We start from the raw sequence: 16,371 nt of genomic DNA, 5'->3' as shown, positions 1-16,371 counted from the left end.
TCTAAGTACATCGGCTTAGAATAGGAACTGAGGACAAGATGATAGAAGTGGTAGATGGGCAGCGTCAGCTCAAGGCTTTAAAACGTATCGTTGTTAAAATCGGATCATCTTTACTCACAGCAAATGGGCAAGGTCTAGATTTGGAAGCAATTTCGCATTGGGCGAAACAAATTGCAGATCTACACAATGCAGGACATGAGATTATTCTTGTGTCTTCAGGCGCTGTGGCTGAAGGAATGGTTCGCATGAAGCTAGACAGCCGACCCACCGATCTACCCAGTCTGCAAGCTTGTGCCGCTATTGGTCAAATGGGCTTAATCCAAACGTGGTCAAGCGTTTTGGAAAACCATACTATTCAAACGGCTCAAGTACTCTTAACCCATGATGATTTGGCTGATCGCCGCCGTTATTTAAACTCTTGTGATGCTTTGCAAAATTTAATTGATTGGCGCGTGATTCCAGTGATCAATGAAAACGACACAGTTTCTACTGATGAAATTCGTTTCGGTGACAATGACACATTGGCAGCTATGGTTGCAGGTCAAGTACATGCAGATTTGTTAATTATTCTGACAGATCAACAAGGCATGTTTGATTCTGATCCTCGTTCAAATCCGAATGCAAAATTGTTCCATACTGTTCGTGCGATGGATGAAACACTATTTGATATGGCAGGCGGTGGTGGTAAGTTTGGACGTGGTGGTATGCTAACCAAAGTTCGTGCTGCACGTTTAGCGGCTAAGTCAGGTTGCCCAACCTTGATTGCCAGTGGTGAAAGTGACAATGTTCTGGCTCGTTTAATGTCAGGCGAATTATTGGGTACTTTATTTATTACCGACGATGATCGTGTGACAGCGCATCAACAATGGTTAGCCGCACATTTACAAACAGCAGGTCGTTTGGTTTTAGATGATGGCGCAGTAAAAGCTATTAAAGAAAATCATCGTAGTTTGTTGCCTGTGGGTGTTAAAGCCGTTGAAGGGCATTTTGAACGTGGTGATGTGGTTGAATGTGTAGACCAATATGGACACCGTGTTGCAGTTGGACGTGTCAATTTTAGTTCTCGTTCAGCAGATATTGTCAAAGGTTTAGCATCAGATAAAGTTCATCAGGTTTTAGGTGAAGCACGTTCTTTGGAAATGATTCATCGAAACCATATGGCGATTTATTGAGTTAAATACCTCCCTTTACCCTGAGCTATTCATGGTTCAAGGAAAAGGGAGGTTATTAAGTGATTAAAATATTTAACTGATGGAATAACTGCTTTAGTGATTTTTTACTTGAATAGATTTCGTATTTTTATCTAAAAATCAGCACACAATAAAATTCAAATAAATACATTAAGCAAAACGTTTTTCTTCTTCTAAATAAGGTAAATCCTGATCTTTGCCAACCATATATTTAAAATCAGCCAAACTCAGCATATCTAAATCTTCTTCACTATTGCCATAGGCATAAATTTTATTATATTGGGTTAAATTATATTTTTCTAAAATACGAATCCGTTTTTGTTCACAACTACAATCAGGCGTTGAATAATGACCAGTGAATTGGTTATTCACAATTTCTGTACCTGTACAAATCAAATCAATATTCAAAATTTGGCAAATTGTTTTTAAATACAAATCAACCGAAGCCGAAACTAAAACAATGTCATCGCCATTATGCTGATGGTCTAAGAGTTGTTGATAAAGTTTTGAGTCGAGTTGCTCAGTTAAACTATGTGCATATTCTTCAGCAATGGTTAAAATTTCATTGGCTTTCGCATCTTTAAACATGGCTTTAAAAAGGCGAGGGCGCATGGAGTCTGCAGGGTAGATATTTAAATAATAGGCCTGAATCCACGGTAAAATTTTAAAACCTTGTTTGACGATATGTCTTTTTGATAAAGCATAAAAAATGAACCCTGTGAAACTGTCTTTTTTACACAAGGTTCCATCAAAATCAAATAAGGCTAGATTCTTATACGTTTTGCTCGTTGCATGCATGTTTCATATCGTCCGTTTACGCGGCTTGCATACCAATTGGTATTATAATCACGACTGAGTTTAGGGCCTGAAATGACCACTTCTGGCATGATTGCATAGATAGGGTCTTTGCCTGTTTTATCTTTATATAATTTTGAAACTGCAATATAAGTTTGAGTTTTTTCAAAACCTTTCTCTTTCTCTTTTTTCAAATCATCACGTAACTGGCGTGGTGTGATCAGTACATTATTTTTTGCAAATAAAGCTGTCAGTGCTTTTTCGGTCGTCGTGATGGCAGGACGCGGATCACCATTTTTATCGTAAGAGAGTAAATCACCATCTAAGTCCAAATCGACATCTGACGATTTTTCAATCATTTTTTGAAATGCAGCATTTCGACTTGAATACATGCCTGAATTATAATCAGCGAAACGATAAATTGGCTTATCATAATCAGCTGGATACATCATCAAACGATGGATACCATAGTACAAACCACCATATTCTGTATATAAATCATCACGTAATTCATTGGTGCTCATACTGCTACGCTTATGTTCTTTGGCATAGTTAATATGAACTTGCATTGAACCTAAAGTGGTAATTGGGTTCAACTTCTCAGCAAAATCTTGTCCGACGAATTTCGCAGCACCTGTTAAAGCACTGATATGATAATGCTTTGTCATATAGTCAAAAATTTCACGATAAAGAACATCCAGTTCTTTTTCGTTTTTGACTCGACTCATTTGTTTTAAATAGTTGTCTTCAGGTGTTGGTTGGTTTTTTAATACATCCTGAAAATATTCAGCAAGTGGGCCGCCAATGGTTGTACCTAACTTATCTTCAAACTTTTCTTGTAGGCGTGTGCTGACTTCTTTAACAGCTTTCGTACCTAAACCAGGAACATTTGGATTGGCAATAAAATTTGATTCTTGATCTACGACAGCAATAATCGTGCAGATATTTTCTTTGCTGCGAGGAATTTTTAATTCTTCTGAAATATCAAAAATATCTTGCGCCCATGATTTTCGATCATTGACTCGGTTTGGAATAAGCTTACGTATTTGTTCACTTTCTAACTCAGGTTCATCATCATTTGACCACCATGAGCCATTGCCACAAGCAGTAAGCCCAAGAACAAGCGTTGTTAAGCAAGCGGAACGAATCAAGATATTTTGTAAACCAATTTTTATCATACGACTGAAAACACGTTTAGAAATGGATGAGCTCGATGAGCGGATGAAGTATACTATGACTATCTTAAAATGTATGAATATATATGTATATTGGTCCGTATCAACTGTCAAATAATTTAATCGTCGCTCCTATGGCCGGTGGGTTAGACTATTTATAATAATAATTTATAATCAATATCTTAGTGTTTTTTGCGTGGCGTATGGCGTAGAATTGGCGTAAAAAATGAGGTGAAATCAATTCACCTCACTCCAATTTCTCTGAGACTCTTTTTGCAGTGAATCCAACCAAACTGCAACATCCGTTAAGTTTACAAAGTATTCAGATTTATTACCATCTACCTTAAATGCTGGGAAAGGTAGTTTACATTTAGCTGCTCGTTGTTTTGCAGCTGCCATATCTAAATGTGGCATGTAATCTTCAACAATATCTTTTAAGGCAACAACAGGTCTTTTATAACGCAGAATCAACATCATTGATGTGTCGATTTGGTCATTTCGATTGATAGCTACTCCCATTATTCATCCTCCAGAAAATCATCAATATCAAAACGCCATTTTTCAATTTGACCTTTTCCATCAATATTCATAATGATGTAATCGCCATAACCATTTTCAGCAGGGCACAGAGTTCTAGGGACATATCCATCTTCTTGTGATTTAATTGTATTACCAATTGAATCTACCAACTCCCAACCACAGCCATCCGCTACTTTAAAATGGATACTTGCAGTTTTCCCAATTTCCCAATTCTCAATAATTCCAGTAGCCACATTAATGACTGGACACCATAAATCGCCATTTTTACAAGGTGTGCTGTCACCACTATCAGTATCTTCAACACCATTAATTGTAGAATCTTCCCAATATCGAACAGATGCCTTTACAATCACTTTTGCTGGCACCTTTGGTGTTGCACGTGTAATCCAAGATTTTTCGCTTACTTCAAACTCTCGATCTATTTGAGGGTTTTGTTTTAATATAAAGTCGGCTGGCAAGTTATTTGCCTGAATAAAATAATTAAGATGTGCTTTAAGCTCAGTTTCTAAATCAAAATTAACAATTGTTTGCATCACAGCCACCATAATTCAAAGTTAATAAATACAAATCCGTTCACTACCAACCAAGCCACCAGACAACTCATTCCATGTAATTCACCTTTAACAATATGCAGAATTTCCTTTTCTGCTTTTGCTGTACAAGTCTGTTCAGGTGCACGAAGATGGTTTTCAAATTCAGCTCCAAGCTCATAAGCTGCTTGATTACCTGAAAGGTCTGAGCCAACACGCACATAATGATGTGACTTTTTATATGCTCGTTGTGCTTCTCGACTTTTTGCTCGTGCCACAAAACCACCATCTAACTGCTTCACCTCATACCCCAGTTTTTCTAACCAGATTTTGAAGCCTAAGAAGTTTTTCTGTTTTACTATTGGACGCATAAGGCATTTACCTCAGCTTGAGTGTTATATCCAATCTTTTTAAATAGTGGGTTCAATGCAGAAATATCTAACTGCTTTTTAGCTCGAGTAGCAGCAACATATAAAAGTCGAGCTTCATCTTCGGTTAGGATTTTTTCACCAGGTGCAGCAGCTTCTTTATAAAAGAAATCACCACCAAGTTTGACCTTGTTAAACTCCAAGCCTTTAGACTTATGAGCTGTGGTCACAATGCAGTCATAATCACTAGAATTACTTTTTAGTAATGAGCTGATTAGAGCTTCTTCACCCACTTTATTGATTAGGCTAACAAGTGCTTTTAAGTCATTACCTGAAACTTCATTTGTATATTCAATGACTTCTTCCCAATTGCTAAAGCCTTCAAACACACTTCCATCATGGACTTTTATTCCAGATTTAACTTTTTTGGCATCTTCAATGTTTTTTAATAAAGAACCTGTATCAACCTCCAAGCGTGGTTCACGTCCAATTTTCACTAACTCAACCATATTAGAAAGGGCAGCAGCATTGGTGCGATAAATAAATGCATCGGCAATTTCATCGCTAATTTCGTTAACCTGTGAATCTATCTGTTCAAAACCACGTAATGGAATTTCTTCATCCAAAACGTTGAACAAAATTTTATTTGCAAGATCAGCAATGTTTTCACCAAAACGGAATGATTGACTTAAACGTGTTTCAGCAATATCTAGGGATTGCATCGCATTGACAGCACCACGAAACGCATAGATTTGCTGGTGACGATCACCAACATAAATTACCTGAGCACCTTGCTTACTCAATACATTCAACATGATTGGATCAGCATCTTGTGCTTCATCGAATAAAATAAAGTCAGCATTAATGACTGGGTTACTCAAAGCCCAATATTTTAGGTAATGATCATGTTCGAGACGGTTAATTCCAGCAGGATTTAAAATGTCATTCCAATAATCATGTGCCTTAGGTAATAGGATATTTGCTAATTCAGCACGGTATGTATCATCCATCCAATCGGGAAGTGCAGCGTAAACCTGTGATAGTTGAATTTCGTTGTAATTGGATCGGCAGAAATATCCAACGGCATTCATCATTGATGTGGCCATACGTTTTGAGTTAAATAAACGTTTCTGGTCATCTTCACCACGTTGTTTTACCAAGGCTACTGGTACTTGATAATTCTCAAGATCGTGGCGAGATGCCAATTGGTTTGACATCAAACGACGATTTTTAAGTTTATTGGTCAACCAACGGGGAACAGAGTTATAAGCTAGGCTGTGAAATGTTTTGCATTTAACATTTTGGTTAAATTTAGACTGTGCTTCTGTTGCAATCGCCTTGTTAAATGCCAGATACATACCGTATTGATTAGACTTCGCATTGCCAATCAATTTAAGGGTAGAGGTCTTACCAGCACCAGCGTAAGCGGTCACTTTACAAGACTGACCATGTAATGCCATATCAATGGCATGTTGTTGTTCAATAGTTGGATTCATATCTCTATCTCACTATTGGCACCCTCGTAGATGAGGGCACCACATGCCAATGTTATGTTGTTAATTCAGCTGCTTTACGTTCGTAAATTGAATTGATCTTGTCGATTTGAACATCAGATAAGCCAGACGTATTGGGCTCAAAACGCTCACCCATAATTGAGTTGATAATTTCAACATCACCAGCATCTTCAAGATCAACAAGCAACTGCAAGTAGAACTTCTGCCAGCCATGAGCATTTTTAATTTCAGTTTGCGCAGGTTCACCTAAGTTAGTAGGTACTGTGTTGCTGACTTCTTTTAGCTGTTCCAGTGTTTCAGTCGCATAAATTTGTGCAATTAATGCTGCTGTATTGAACTCGGGTGCCATATCAATAACAGTTTCTTGAGACTGTTCACGTTCAGCCATCTGAGCTTTTAAACCCGATGCACCTTGATGTTTTTTTACCGTTGATTGAACTGGGGTAACATCAAGTTCTTCACGTTCAACAATCTCATCTGGGGTATAAACACCTAGAATTACATCGGGTGTATATAAGCGTGACCAGCGTTTAATAGCAAGATACGCAAGTTGTTGGCGTGGATCACTTACCCATAAAGGTGAATTGCGTACTGAGCCTACTTGTCCCATAGAAATATCAATTTCACGTGGAGAAGTTTCACCCTTTAATGTTGCCCAAACTTTAATGCCTTTATCCCATGATTTATCTTCCTTGCCGTTGATCTTTGCCCAATCGCCATACCATTCAAAATTTAAACGACCTGTGATAGGTGCACGATTGGTAATCACAGCATTCACAAGTTGCGCTTCATACCCTAATACACCATTAATTTGATGAGTTTTTTGAGCAACAGCAAAAGGGTCCATTTGCCACTGTGCTGATTGCATAATGATGGCTAAACAATCTCCAGTATTACCCTGAAGATGTTTAGGCACTGCAAACTTAGAGGAAGCCATGACACTTGCAATACGCTCAAAACGATCCATAATTTCAGGATTCATCATGATGTCAAAAGCAGTTAAGTGGGCAATCTGACCATTTTGTGGGGTTGTTAATGCGTTCATAATAAAATTCCTTAAATTGTTTCTTTAAATTTGTTTGAAATACGGAAAACTCGGGTGCTTGAGGTTTTGCTATATTTCGCAAATAAATCAGGTTCTTCTTTTTTCAACAGCGTACTGTCGATACGAGTAGAGGATTGTTCTTTGTAGGTACAGATGGACTTGCCCTGGCTAATCATCATTTCAGCATCCTGCATCGTGGAGACAATCTTTAACTTGATTTCATCTTCACGAGCCTTGTCCGCTTTTTGGCGACCTTGAACAGTGATAAGTTCTTCAGCAAGCTTGATATGTTCAAAATCAGCTTCGACTTGTTTACCCACAACATGATTTGACCAACGATGCAAAACATCATCAAAACAAGTAGGGTCTGGTGGCACATCAGCAATGACATGGTTGAACCAAAATGCTTTAACTTGTTTAAAGATTGATTCAATTAAATCGTCATCACGTTCAATGCGATACATACGGAACTTATTACCACCAATGAGAACGGCAAGGTGCCATACTTGGAAGCCTGTAAGCTTCATGTACCAAAGGCATTGAGTAAGGTAATAGTCTGGAATTTGGTCTGAACCTTCTTCACCGAATAATTTAGAAAGATATTCAGAAGCCGTTTTACATTCCAAACCTTGGTCAGTGGTCAACTTGCCATCTTTATCGAAATAAACACGACCTGCGATTTCAGGATTTACTACAGCACGGTCAATATTACCGATAGCCCAAGACTCTCCAATGTTTTCAAGAGTTAATTGCTGAGTAACACGTTGAACTTTCATACCTGAGCGACGTGAGAACTCTTTTGCAACAACGTCTTCAAGTAAGTTGCCGAAATGTGCAGACTCGTTTTGTGATTCTTTACGTTCACTACGACCTGTTTTATCAAGCCACAATTGGTATGGTGATTTGTATGGGCTAAAACCAAGGATCGCAGCAACGTCTGAACCACCGATACCTTTTTTACGACCTGCAAGAAATTGGTCACGATTAACTTGGGTATTCATGCTTCAACACTCCCTTTGATACTTTCATAAACACTTTGGCAAGTAGCCCAATTTAGAGAACCGTAATCCTCATTTTCTTCATCCCAATCACCGTGAAATGGGTTATCAGAAACAGAAGTCATATGAAATCCAATCGCAGGTACATCTGGATCAGTATCTAAATAGTCTGCAATTGCTGGCCAATGATTAATGTGGTCTTCAGGCTGAGGAAAATCATTTAAAAATGCACGTATATCTTGTGCTGCATGTTTGAAATCTTTTTTCTCAATGTACATTCGATCCATTGTCATTAAATGGAGGGTACGATGAACCAATGGAACAGATTCATCACGACACAGAGCCCAAAGTTTTTCACCACTATCTTCAAAAGTAGCAGCCATAAAATGTGGTTTATCCAGATACTTTTGAGCCATGGCATCCCAAATTACTGGTGCTGAACCCCAAGCATTACCAAGTTCAAATAGTTCCTCGACTTTTTCGCCAGGATGAACAGCTAAAACAGTTGTATAACTCATGCTCTAAATCCTCTACGTAAATTCATAATTTCCAAACAAATTGAACCAATACCCACATCAATAACTAATTCACGGAAATTCTCATTTGAAGAGATACCAAATTTGAAAGCCCATCCACCACCAAATCGACCAGAACCCTTAACCTTTAGAGGGTTCCATCCCCAAAATTCACCGTTATGCTGATCAAATGGTTCATCTTTAAAAACCACATGCCAAGGAAAGCCACGCATTAGGCAAATAACAGTTTTATTCCCAATATCGAATTCAAATTCGTTGTATTTAACAGGTTCACCAAATAAAGCTTGATATACATCAGCTTGAAGGCTTTTAGAGTGATCGGTTGGTTCACTAGAAGCTGTTTTAATTTCAATTAAATCAAGCATATTAACCTCTCAATTTATGCAATTTCACAGCGATAGAGTCTTCAAGAGCATCATTGATTTTTACGAGTTCATAACGATCAAGATATGCATTGATTTCGCCATCTTCATCACCGACCAATTCAGGTTCTAAGCGATCAATCTGAATGCCTACAGCACGATTAAAGCCGTTACCATCATCGAAACCTGAATAGTCAAAATTCACTTCGATGTAATACTGGTTATTTGCTGTTAATAAGGTTGCATGACAGTCATGTTGACAGTCGTTGTATGGGCCTAAATCGAGCTCATCCACCTTGTAGATGTCTGATGCCACTGTGATCTGCTGCTGTTCTTCAACAGGTAGCTTGGCTGGTTGATACATTTGCACAGACGCAAAAACAGCTGTCATTGCTACTGCACCACCTAAACCCAACAAAATTGATTTGAAATTTAATGAAACCATGTTCATAATCTCCTTATAGCGATTGCTATACGCCTTAAAGAAGCCCCGTCCTCGATCAAAATTTCGGGGCTTTTTATTGCTTAATTTTTAGTTTTAAGCGGAAAAGGTACCAATACGGACAGGGTTTTCAGGAAGCAAGGCAATCACTTTTTCTTTGAATTCTTGAATAATTTCATTACGCAAGAGTTCTTCTTTAACGATTTGCAATGCAAACGATGGCTCACCATCTGAGCTATTTACTACAAGACGCAAGCGAATAGTTTTGTCATCAAGACCAACATAAGCTGGATCAATGATTTCAAAATAACTTGGTAATTTCCCTGCTGTGCTTGAAGCTTCAACTTTGTCAAAGACTGAGCGAGTTTCTTGCATGTTTGATACTGACGAGTCAGTAGTTGAAGATGCGCCAACTTTCATGTTGCGAACTGCATTAATTGCTTCCGCAATATGGATGGTTTCACCAGTTTCACTTGTTGCAGCGAATACACTTGCCCAATCTTCAAGTAATGTTGCAAAACGCTTTTGATTGAGTTTGTTATCTTTAAGTTGATTAAGCTTTTCCCAAACTACAGTTGGTTCAAGCTGTAACACTGCTTTATGGTCACAATGACCTTGAGCCAATCCAACAACTTTGAAGTTTAAAATTGCCGTTGCTGATACATTTTTGTGGTCAACAAATACAGGGGCATAAACTTTTACTTCAGGAACAGAATTTTCAGACTGTGTATTACCTAAAACATAACTTTTGAAATCATCAAAAGATGGGGTTTTTAAAACACCACGTGCACGGTTACGACCAGCTTGAAATTGTTCTAAATCATGAATATTGAAGTTTTCATGAATGGCAACAAGTTGACCACGAGATAAATCATTTACAGGTAACGCAAGTTCAACGATTTCTTTAGCAGAGTTTTCCATTTTCAGTACCTTATGGATGGTTGGTAAAATTGTTGTAATGAGAAGGGGGCTGTTTAAGCATCTTCGGTGAATAATTGGCTTGTATGGTTAGCGAACAACGTGACATCACCACCGGCATTCAAATGCATTGGAGTTTTTGAGGTGGTGTCCTCTGCACGTTTACCTTTTGCTGTTGGTTCAACAAAAGCGAGTGTGTGTGCAATTTCGACCTGGCTTGAATCACCGATACGAGCAATATCAAGTGTGATTTTGATTTGCCCTTTTTTGTTGTGCTGAACAGCACCTTGAGAAACCATGCTGATAGCTGCACCGAGTTGGTTAGCAAAGGTTCCTGCACCTAAGTCAGCAACAAATTGCTGTGCGTTGGTTGGTTTGGTAGACATTTTTTACCTCACATTGGGTTGGTGTGTGAGATAAATATTAGGCAAACCTAATTATTTAGTCAATAGGTATTCCTAATTTATTTTTAGGTTTGCCTAATATTTTGTTTTTGATAAAAGAAAACCTGCATAGAGCAGGTTGAGTGGAGTTTTTTGGAATTTTATTAGATCATTAAGATAGGTGGATTGCCAAATTTGTAATATTAATTTCCCCATTTCTCCCAGTCACGATAGCCAGTTAAGCCATGGTTCAAAATTTTTATAGATGAGTCTTTTTTCATTATTTCTAAGCTTTTTTCATATTGGCTACAGTATTTAAAATATTCGAAAGTTTGGTGTCCTCTTATTACATATTCGATATGATAATTACCAAAACCCTTAACTGTTAAATTGGGGTGCGTGACTCTTTGTAAGTGATTTCTGAGTAAATCAAGTTCACTTGGCTTATTTCTGCGATCAAGCCAAAAAACGATATAAAAAAATATAATTATTAAACCAATAATGCCCAAGTTATATATAAAGTCATGCATTTTTAAATACCTAAATTATAATTATTTAATTTTTTCTTACTCGTTTGGGCTTAAAACACTTATACCTTCAGGTGTTACCATTTTTCCAATTTCGCAATCTGCCAAACCCAACCAATAATTTCAAATTGTTGAGAGATTCTTTCTTCTGCTGTTAGTTCAATTTCTTTATATTCTTCTGAATTATCAGATAACAATCGGATTCCACCAAAGGGTAGGTTATATAAACGCTTGCAGTAATGAAGCCCACCTATACAAATCACATAGATACGACCATCTTTAACCTCTTTGCGACCAAGATCGATGTGAATTGTATCGCCATCATTAATGGTTGGTGTCATTGAGTCACCTGATGCAGTTGCTGCAACAGCATTAGATTCTGTGATTGCTAAATTGCGTAAAGTAGCTTTGGACATTCTTAATTTACGTCTTTCATTAGCAATAGCTTCATTGAATGAACCACCGCCACAAGCAAAAGAAAAATCCTTGAAAAATGGGATTTCTACTTCGTCGTCATCTACTGGAGTATTGCTATCCCATTCATTTACCTGGGTGAATTGAGGATTAATTTCACCATCTTGTTTAGGTGAGCCTTTCCCAGTAGCTAGCCAAATAGGATTTACATTCAAGTGATGTGCTGCACGTAAAAGATTCTCCCCCTCCATTGTTTTAGATTTACCAGAAAGCCAGTCACTAACAGATGGTGGCTTAACACCAACAGCACGAGCAAGTTCTACACCCTTAATTTTTTTAGGTGGTAAAACTTCCATTGCATATTTTAGTCTTTCAGCAAGTGTCTTCATAAATAACTCTCAAATCATTAGGAAATCCTAACACGAATAAAATTAGGTATGCCTATTGATTATTTATAAGGAATGCCTAATAATTGCTTTTGTTATAGGAGAGCAACATGAATGACAACCAACTTATAGAAGCCCTTGGTGGATGTAATGCAGTTGCACGGCTTTTAGGTATTACAGGACCTTCAGTGAGTGGTTGGAAAGCTATTCCAACTGACAGAAAAATCCGCCTAGCTGTGATTGCAGAAGATCGTGGAATCTGCACACGCAAAGACCTTTTCCCAGAAGATTATCAGGACATTTGGATTGAACTAAGAGAGCCTGAACAAATTCAATAGGTGAACCTATGGAAACAAAAATAATGTTTGTATTCAGCAAAAAACTGTTGGCACCCATGTCAACACGTGTACCGCTGGAAGTCCAAGAGATCATTGATACTTTGGCTGAAAGCCAAGGTAGTGATCGTGCTAAGTGGTTAAGAGATGCCATAGATAAAAAGATCGAACTGGAGACAGGTCAATCATCATCTGAGCACATAGAAAAATCAAAGAATACAACGTCTACCAGTGTATTCAAGAATGTATGCAGAAATTTAAAAAGTTTTTGGCAGGCATTAAAAAAGCCCGACATTGCAGGTCAGGCTTCTAGTACAGCAATTCATAATCATTCAGGAAAATGAACATGAGTAATTTAACAGAACATAAGTGCGCTGGCAAATGTCCAGAGTTTAAAGGGGAACAGTGCCATCACTGTTTAGTTCAGCAAATTGAAAAACGTGAATTTGAATTGGGTGTTGCACCAGATAGTGCATATTTCATTGGTGTTGATTTAGCTACTGATGGGGAAGATAAGTCGGTTGAAGTGGCTTATTGCGTAATCTCTAAAAAATACTGTACCTGCCCAAACGGTGTGCAGATTTGCTTACATGAGCATGGCGGTGCAGTGGTGGAGGTGCAGTCATGACAAATCCAATCTGTCCATACTGCAATAAAGAGTCTGAAGGAGTAGATGGCACAGCCATTTACCCTCATAGACCTGACCTGTCACATAAATGGTTCTACCAATGTGTGCCTTGTGATGCCTATGTTGGTTGTCACCCTGGTACTAAAAATTCACTTGGTCGATTGGCAAATGCTGAACTTAGAAAATGGAAGTCTATAGCACATCGAGTGTTTGATCCGTTATGGCGTGATGGACACATGAAGCGCAAGGAAGCCTATAAAGCTTTGGCTGAAGTAATGAATATTCATCCAAATGACTGCCATATTGGGATGTTTGATGTTGATCAGTGCAAAAAAGTTTATTCAATTTGCATGAATGAACAAATCAAGGCGGTGCAGCATGAAATCAAATGAAGCTAAAAAACCTATGTATATCTTTACTGAACTAGGCAAAGAAAAACTTTGTAAGCACTGTGATGAATATTGGCCTACAGATTCAGAGTTTTGGTTCATGGTGAAATCAAAGTTAAAGGATGGAACCATTACATTTCGACCAGAATCAGCATGTAAAGGCTGCTATGACCGTGTTTATAGACCACATCATGTAAAAGGTGTGAATAAAGTTCGTTCAAGTCATGAAAAGAAGGTGGCAGCATGAAAAAGAAGCGCACCAAAAAGGTTAATCCAAACAAATTATTGCCTTCACAGGTAAAACAGCTTCAACAGGAAGCACAGTACAAAAAAGATATTTCTGAAACTTATGAAATGAGTATGGAATTTATCTCATCTCATGTACGTGACTTCATTGAAGACAAAAAAATCGGGGAAAAATCCTTATTAGATAAGTTCCCTCATGCGGAAACACTGCCTTATCACTTCACCATTGGTGCATATGACTATCAGGATTTATCCATTGCTTTAATTCTTGGTCATGTTGAACAACCAGAAGCATGGAAATTATCTGCTGATATTCACATGATGAATCTTGATGATTTGAGCAAACCAATGGTCACGGTTGAATTTCGTCGTGATTTGCCAAGCATGAGCCATATCGAATTATTACGTGGCAAGAAAGATTGCAAAATTGATCTTGGCCATGGATTGAAAAAGGTTGGTTGGCTTGGTTTGGATCAGGAAATCATTAAAGAAATCGAATCTCAGAAAAATATACCTGAGGATTTTGGTATTGAACAAATTCAGGTCCTTATCGAAGCTGATATTAAATTTATCAATACCAAGTGCTACCAGGAATTTTTAGCAGTTGCTGAGTGGGTAAATGCTGGACATGAGTTAGCTGAAGATCGTTTACGTAAATTATGGATTGCTGACCAGGTGTTAGGTGGTAGCGGTAAAACCATTGGATATGAGGGGGCAGCATGATTATAGGAGTTGCTGTTAAAGCAGGTGAGCTTATGGTCGCTCTACCAAAACCTAATCGCCATGCAGATTGTATCAATATTATTTTGTCACTTGGTTTGGTACCAGATATTCAAAACCAATGGGGGAAATCTGCGCATCAGGGTTTCTATTGTGAAAATGGGAAGTTCTATACACGACCACAAGCTTTTTTACATGCAGTTGAATGTGGTCAGTTGGAATTTTGTGCAAATCAACTTGAACTGATAGCCCTTGGTGAGATGAAGTTTTCTCGCCTTGGGGTATGCAGCGAAGATTTGTGGTGAGGTGGTATGAGCAATTTCAACTTTGTAAAAGCTGTACGTCAAATTTCCATGCCACCAACAACTAAGTTAGTTGCAATCACTTTGGCTACATACGCTGATTATGAAACTGGCGAATGTTATCCATCTATTCAAACGCTCATGGACGATACTGGACTATCAAACAGAGCAGTGGGCTTACACATTAAACACATCGAAAATTTAGGAATATTGGTTGTAGATCGTTCAAATGGTCGTCGATCTTATTACCGTTTTGATGTAGAAAGTCTCACAAAAGCAGTGACGCAGGGTCATAGCTCGGACAATGAAAGCAGTGACTCTGATAACAACACCAGTGACTCTGACGACAGTGAACCAGTGACTTTCACGCAACAACCAGTGACTCTGGTGCAAAAAGCAGTGACGCAGGGTCATACTAACTACCAAGAACAACCAATAGAACAACCAATAGAACGTAGTAGTAATACGCACGAAGAAAAAATTTCACAACCGCCAGTTCAATTTGTTCAGTACCACAATTTTGATCTTGCAAAAATCTCAGTGATCGAACTTGGTCAGAAATATTCAACATTGAAATCTGATTTCATCGAATTGTCTAAACCTAGACACCCTGATCTTGATCAACACGATCTTGAAAACCTATTTGATGAATTTGGAGATTGGTTTGCATCACCGAATGATTACGGTAAGCAATCTTTCAAGACAGCACAGAAGTGGGCTGTAGCGTTTCTGACATGGGTAAACAACAACAAGCATAAACTTATCAACCGAAAGGAGAAAAATAACGTCACTGAGCAATCAGGACGAAATAAGCCTATCCAAACACCATCTGCATACCAAGCTAAACAGGAAAATGTAAATCGTTGGTTGCGTTATGGTCAAAAAGTCCGTGAAGAACAACATCAGGAATCATCATTCATTGATGTGGTACCTGAACCCCCAAAGAACTTTCTGATTGAGGAGGTGGGTCATGCGTGAGTTCACCATTACTGAAGCACGTCATTTAATTGACAAAATGCGTATTCGTTACGGTAAGAAATTTACAGATTTTTGGGCAGCAGTTGATGAAGCTGATCTTGAACAGGCAATGATTGAGGACTTTTCAGGATTGACAGTTCAGCAGCTGGAAAATGGGTATAACCGTATGCTCCATGAACCATGGCCACCATGTATTCAAGATTTTAAGATTTGGTGTTTACAAGGTTCACATTGGCTTACTGAAAATGAAGCATGGCAACAAGCATTGGCATACGAGAAGTCGAATCAGACAATCTCAATCAGTGTGCATGTACTCAAAACTCTTAAAGAATTTAAGAAAGGTTTTGATGAATTAAATCCACGTGCTGAATCACAGTCAAAAGCATTCAAGGATATGTACGTCCGTATCGTTTCAAATGCGAAATTAATGGGAGATGTTCAGGCATTCACTGATCCAGTTGGCGCATTAAAAGCACCTAAGGAAGATGAGAGAAGAATCACCACCTGTCCACCTGAATTGATGGCTCAGATGAAGGGTATTAATAAAATTGCCAAGGCAGGTAGAGCATGAAAAACGATAAGTATTTTTATTTGTTTCTGTCAGTCGTGGCTATTTGTTACACAGTTTTAAAATTAAACGGTATTGACCT

At 38.2% G+C, this 16,371-nt stretch carries 24 protein-coding genes and 1 pseudogene; 10 read left to right on the top strand and 15 right to left on the bottom strand.

Features of this window, described 5'->3' with window-relative positions; genetic code table 11:
* Window positions 1-38: 38 nt before the first annotated feature.
* On the top strand, window positions 39-1,172 hold the full coding sequence (proB, locus tag GGG_RS0105345) for a glutamate 5-kinase (protein ID WP_010112862.1): 1,134 nt from the start codon (window positions 39-41) through the stop codon (window positions 1,170-1,172).
* 168 nt (window positions 1,173-1,340) lie between these two features.
* On the opposite strand, the gene GGG_RS0105340 is transcribed toward proB, so the two are convergent.
* The 15 genes and pseudogenes from GGG_RS0105340 to GGG_RS0105270 all read right to left on the bottom strand — a co-directional run bounded on the left by GGG_RS0105340 (window position 1,341) and on the right by GGG_RS0105270 (window position 12,126).
* The gene (locus GGG_RS0105340; protein ID WP_010112860.1) at window positions 1,341-1,988 is read right to left on the bottom strand and encodes an HAD-IB family hydrolase; all 648 of its coding nucleotides are present in this window, start codon (window positions 1,986-1,988) and stop codon (window positions 1,341-1,343) included.
* Entirely contained in the window at window positions 1,955-3,163 is a 1,209-nt protein-coding gene (locus GGG_RS0105335) for a DUF1615 family protein (RefSeq protein WP_010112858.1), read from the bottom strand. The genes GGG_RS0105340 and GGG_RS0105335 overlap by 34 nt, the downstream gene beginning before the upstream one ends.
* A gap of 234 nt (window positions 3,164-3,397) precedes the next feature.
* Window positions 3,398-3,679 (bottom strand): pyocin activator PrtN family protein, encoded by a 282-nt coding sequence (locus GGG_RS0105330; protein WP_009586842.1) that lies wholly within the window; start codon window positions 3,677-3,679, stop codon window positions 3,398-3,400.
* Window positions 3,679-4,233: a hypothetical protein gene (locus tag GGG_RS0105325; RefSeq protein WP_010112853.1), complete on the bottom strand. Its 555-nt coding sequence runs from the start codon at window positions 4,231-4,233 to the stop codon at window positions 3,679-3,681. The genes GGG_RS0105330 and GGG_RS0105325 overlap by 1 nt, the downstream gene beginning before the upstream one ends.
* A 140-nt stretch (window positions 4,234-4,373) precedes the next feature.
* A pseudogene (locus GGG_RS21325) lies at window positions 4,374-4,601 on the bottom strand (hypothetical protein); the annotation flags it as partial.
* Window positions 4,589-6,094, bottom strand: a complete 1,506-nt coding sequence (locus GGG_RS0105315) for a 3'-5' exonuclease (RefSeq protein WP_010112851.1) — start codon at window positions 6,092-6,094, stop codon at window positions 4,589-4,591. The pseudogene GGG_RS21325 and the gene GGG_RS0105315, both read right to left, overlap by 13 nt.
* A 52-nt stretch (window positions 6,095-6,146) precedes the next feature.
* Complete coding sequence (locus tag GGG_RS0105310) at window positions 6,147-7,157, bottom strand: RecT family recombinase (protein ID WP_010112850.1); 1,011 nt, start codon at window positions 7,155-7,157, stop codon at window positions 6,147-6,149.
* 11 nt (window positions 7,158-7,168) lie between these two features.
* Window positions 7,169-8,158 (bottom strand): YqaJ viral recombinase family protein, encoded by a 990-nt coding sequence (locus GGG_RS0105305; protein WP_010112849.1) that lies wholly within the window; start codon window positions 8,156-8,158, stop codon window positions 7,169-7,171.
* Complete coding sequence (locus tag GGG_RS0105300; protein WP_010112847.1) at window positions 8,155-8,673, bottom strand: hypothetical protein; 519 nt, start codon at window positions 8,671-8,673, stop codon at window positions 8,155-8,157. Before GGG_RS0105300 ends, GGG_RS0105305 begins: the two co-directional genes overlap by 4 nt.
* Entirely contained in the window at window positions 8,670-9,056 is a 387-nt protein-coding gene (locus GGG_RS0105295) for a hypothetical protein (protein WP_010112846.1), read from the bottom strand. The genes GGG_RS0105300 and GGG_RS0105295 overlap by 4 nt, the downstream gene beginning before the upstream one ends.
* A gap of 1 nt (window position 9,057) precedes the next feature.
* Entirely contained in the window at window positions 9,058-9,498 is a 441-nt protein-coding gene (locus tag GGG_RS0105290; protein ID WP_010112845.1) for a hypothetical protein, read from the bottom strand.
* Between the two features lie 93 nt (window positions 9,499-9,591).
* Window positions 9,592-10,416: a DUF2303 family protein gene (locus GGG_RS0105285; protein WP_010112844.1), complete on the bottom strand. Its 825-nt coding sequence runs from the start codon at window positions 10,414-10,416 to the stop codon at window positions 9,592-9,594.
* A 53-nt stretch (window positions 10,417-10,469) separates the two neighbouring features.
* A complete protein-coding gene (locus GGG_RS0105280; protein ID WP_010112842.1) occupies window positions 10,470-10,799 on the bottom strand; it encodes a hypothetical protein in 330 nt (109 codons plus the stop codon).
* 200 nt (window positions 10,800-10,999) lie between these two features.
* The gene (locus GGG_RS0105275) at window positions 11,000-11,326 is read right to left on the bottom strand and encodes a hypothetical protein (RefSeq protein WP_004761409.1); all 327 of its coding nucleotides are present in this window, start codon (window positions 11,324-11,326) and stop codon (window positions 11,000-11,002) included.
* 74 nt (window positions 11,327-11,400) lie between these two features.
* Entirely contained in the window at window positions 11,401-12,126 is a 726-nt protein-coding gene (locus GGG_RS0105270; RefSeq protein WP_010112841.1) for a helix-turn-helix transcriptional regulator, read from the bottom strand.
* 107 nt (window positions 12,127-12,233) lie between these two features.
* On the opposite strand from GGG_RS0105270, the gene GGG_RS0105265 reads away from it, so the two are divergent.
* The 9 genes from GGG_RS0105265 to GGG_RS0105225 are packed head-to-tail and all read left to right on the top strand — an operon-like array spanning window position 12,234 to window position 16,292.
* Window positions 12,234-12,461, top strand: coding sequence for a Cro/CI family transcriptional regulator (locus tag GGG_RS0105265; protein ID WP_004761406.1), 228 nt, complete (start codon window positions 12,234-12,236; stop codon window positions 12,459-12,461).
* 8 nt (window positions 12,462-12,469) lie between these two features.
* Window positions 12,470-12,802: a hypothetical protein gene (locus GGG_RS0105260; protein ID WP_010112838.1), complete on the top strand. Its 333-nt coding sequence runs from the start codon at window positions 12,470-12,472 to the stop codon at window positions 12,800-12,802.
* Window positions 12,803-12,804: 2 nt separating this feature from the next.
* Window positions 12,805-13,086 (top strand): hypothetical protein, encoded by a 282-nt coding sequence (locus tag GGG_RS19515; RefSeq protein WP_010112836.1) that lies wholly within the window; start codon window positions 12,805-12,807, stop codon window positions 13,084-13,086.
* Window positions 13,083-13,478 carry a zinc-finger-containing protein gene (locus GGG_RS0105250; protein WP_010112834.1) on the top strand — a complete coding sequence of 132 codons (396 nt, stop codon included), beginning with the start codon at window positions 13,083-13,085 and terminating at the stop codon, window positions 13,476-13,478. Before GGG_RS19515 ends, GGG_RS0105250 begins: the two co-directional genes overlap by 4 nt.
* The gene (locus tag GGG_RS0105245; RefSeq protein ID WP_010112832.1) at window positions 13,465-13,722 is read left to right on the top strand and encodes a hypothetical protein; all 258 of its coding nucleotides are present in this window, start codon (window positions 13,465-13,467) and stop codon (window positions 13,720-13,722) included. The genes GGG_RS0105250 and GGG_RS0105245 overlap by 14 nt, the downstream gene beginning before the upstream one ends.
* Window positions 13,719-14,444, top strand: a complete 726-nt coding sequence (locus GGG_RS0105240) for a hypothetical protein (RefSeq protein WP_010112831.1) — start codon at window positions 13,719-13,721, stop codon at window positions 14,442-14,444. Before GGG_RS0105245 ends, GGG_RS0105240 begins: the two co-directional genes overlap by 4 nt.
* A complete protein-coding gene (locus tag GGG_RS0105235; protein WP_010112830.1) occupies window positions 14,441-14,746 on the top strand; it encodes a hypothetical protein in 306 nt (101 codons plus the stop codon). The genes GGG_RS0105240 and GGG_RS0105235 overlap by 4 nt, the downstream gene beginning before the upstream one ends.
* 6 nt (window positions 14,747-14,752) lie before the next feature.
* On the top strand, window positions 14,753-15,721 hold the full coding sequence (locus GGG_RS0105230) for a helix-turn-helix domain-containing protein (RefSeq protein ID WP_010112829.1): 969 nt from the start codon (window positions 14,753-14,755) through the stop codon (window positions 15,719-15,721).
* A complete protein-coding gene (locus tag GGG_RS0105225) occupies window positions 15,714-16,292 on the top strand; it encodes a hypothetical protein (RefSeq protein WP_010112827.1) in 579 nt (192 codons plus the stop codon). The genes GGG_RS0105230 and GGG_RS0105225 overlap by 8 nt, the downstream gene beginning before the upstream one ends.
* Window positions 16,293-16,371 lie beyond the last annotated feature (79 nt).

The sequence above is a fragment of the Acinetobacter sp. P8-3-8 genome (genome assembly GCF_000214135.1).
Taxonomy (GTDB): domain Bacteria; phylum Pseudomonadota; class Gammaproteobacteria; order Pseudomonadales; family Moraxellaceae; genus Acinetobacter.
Note: the sequence above shows the minus strand (reverse complement) of the source record. Positions and strands in the feature narration are given on the sequence as shown.

Excerpts from the sequence above, each read along its gene's own strand:
- GGG_RS0105250 (WP_010112834.1), top strand. The coding sequence starts at position 13,083 with ATGACAAATCCAATCTGTCCATACTGCAATAAAGAGTCTGAAGGAGTA.
- proB (WP_010112862.1), top strand. The coding sequence starts at position 39 with ATGATAGAAGTGGTAGATGGGCAGCGTCAGCTCAAGGCTTTAAAACGT.
- GGG_RS0105295 (WP_010112846.1), bottom strand. The coding sequence starts at position 9,056 with ATGCTTGATTTAATTGAAATTAAAACAGCTTCTAGTGAACCAACCGAT.
- GGG_RS0105290 (WP_010112845.1), bottom strand. The coding sequence starts at position 9,498 with ATGGTTTCATTAAATTTCAAATCAATTTTGTTGGGTTTAGGTGGTGCA.
- GGG_RS0105225 (WP_010112827.1), top strand. The coding sequence starts at position 15,714 with ATGCGTGAGTTCACCATTACTGAAGCACGTCATTTAATTGACAAAATG.
- GGG_RS0105260 (WP_010112838.1), top strand. The coding sequence starts at position 12,470 with ATGGAAACAAAAATAATGTTTGTATTCAGCAAAAAACTGTTGGCACCC.
- GGG_RS0105305 (WP_010112849.1), bottom strand. The coding sequence starts at position 8,158 with ATGAATACCCAAGTTAATCGTGACCAATTTCTTGCAGGTCGTAAAAAA.
- GGG_RS0105340 (WP_010112860.1), bottom strand. The coding sequence starts at position 1,988 with ATGCATGCAACGAGCAAAACGTATAAGAATCTAGCCTTATTTGATTTT.
- GGG_RS0105300 (WP_010112847.1), bottom strand. The coding sequence starts at position 8,673 with ATGAGTTATACAACTGTTTTAGCTGTTCATCCTGGCGAAAAAGTCGAG.
- GGG_RS0105330 (WP_009586842.1), bottom strand. The coding sequence starts at position 3,679 with ATGGGAGTAGCTATCAATCGAAATGACCAAATCGACACATCAATGATG.
- GGG_RS0105275 (WP_004761409.1), bottom strand. The coding sequence starts at position 11,326 with ATGCATGACTTTATATATAACTTGGGCATTATTGGTTTAATAATTATA.
- GGG_RS19515 (WP_010112836.1), top strand. The coding sequence starts at position 12,805 with ATGAGTAATTTAACAGAACATAAGTGCGCTGGCAAATGTCCAGAGTTT.
- GGG_RS0105270 (WP_010112841.1), bottom strand. The coding sequence starts at position 12,126 with ATGAAGACACTTGCTGAAAGACTAAAATATGCAATGGAAGTTTTACCA.
- GGG_RS0105335 (WP_010112858.1), bottom strand. The coding sequence starts at position 3,163 with ATGATAAAAATTGGTTTACAAAATATCTTGATTCGTTCCGCTTGCTTA.
- GGG_RS0105230 (WP_010112829.1), top strand. The coding sequence starts at position 14,753 with ATGAGCAATTTCAACTTTGTAAAAGCTGTACGTCAAATTTCCATGCCA.
- GGG_RS0105315 (WP_010112851.1), bottom strand. The coding sequence starts at position 6,094 with ATGAATCCAACTATTGAACAACAACATGCCATTGATATGGCATTACAT.
- GGG_RS0105280 (WP_010112842.1), bottom strand. The coding sequence starts at position 10,799 with ATGTCTACCAAACCAACCAACGCACAGCAATTTGTTGCTGACTTAGGT.
- GGG_RS0105285 (WP_010112844.1), bottom strand. The coding sequence starts at position 10,416 with ATGGAAAACTCTGCTAAAGAAATCGTTGAACTTGCGTTACCTGTAAAT.
- GGG_RS0105235 (WP_010112830.1), top strand. The coding sequence starts at position 14,441 with ATGATTATAGGAGTTGCTGTTAAAGCAGGTGAGCTTATGGTCGCTCTA.
- GGG_RS0105325 (WP_010112853.1), bottom strand. The coding sequence starts at position 4,233 with ATGCAAACAATTGTTAATTTTGATTTAGAAACTGAGCTTAAAGCACAT.
- GGG_RS0105265 (WP_004761406.1), top strand. The coding sequence starts at position 12,234 with ATGAATGACAACCAACTTATAGAAGCCCTTGGTGGATGTAATGCAGTT.
- GGG_RS0105245 (WP_010112832.1), top strand. The coding sequence starts at position 13,465 with ATGAAATCAAATGAAGCTAAAAAACCTATGTATATCTTTACTGAACTA.
- GGG_RS0105240 (WP_010112831.1), top strand. The coding sequence starts at position 13,719 with ATGAAAAAGAAGCGCACCAAAAAGGTTAATCCAAACAAATTATTGCCT.
- GGG_RS0105310 (WP_010112850.1), bottom strand. The coding sequence starts at position 7,157 with ATGAACGCATTAACAACCCCACAAAATGGTCAGATTGCCCACTTAACT.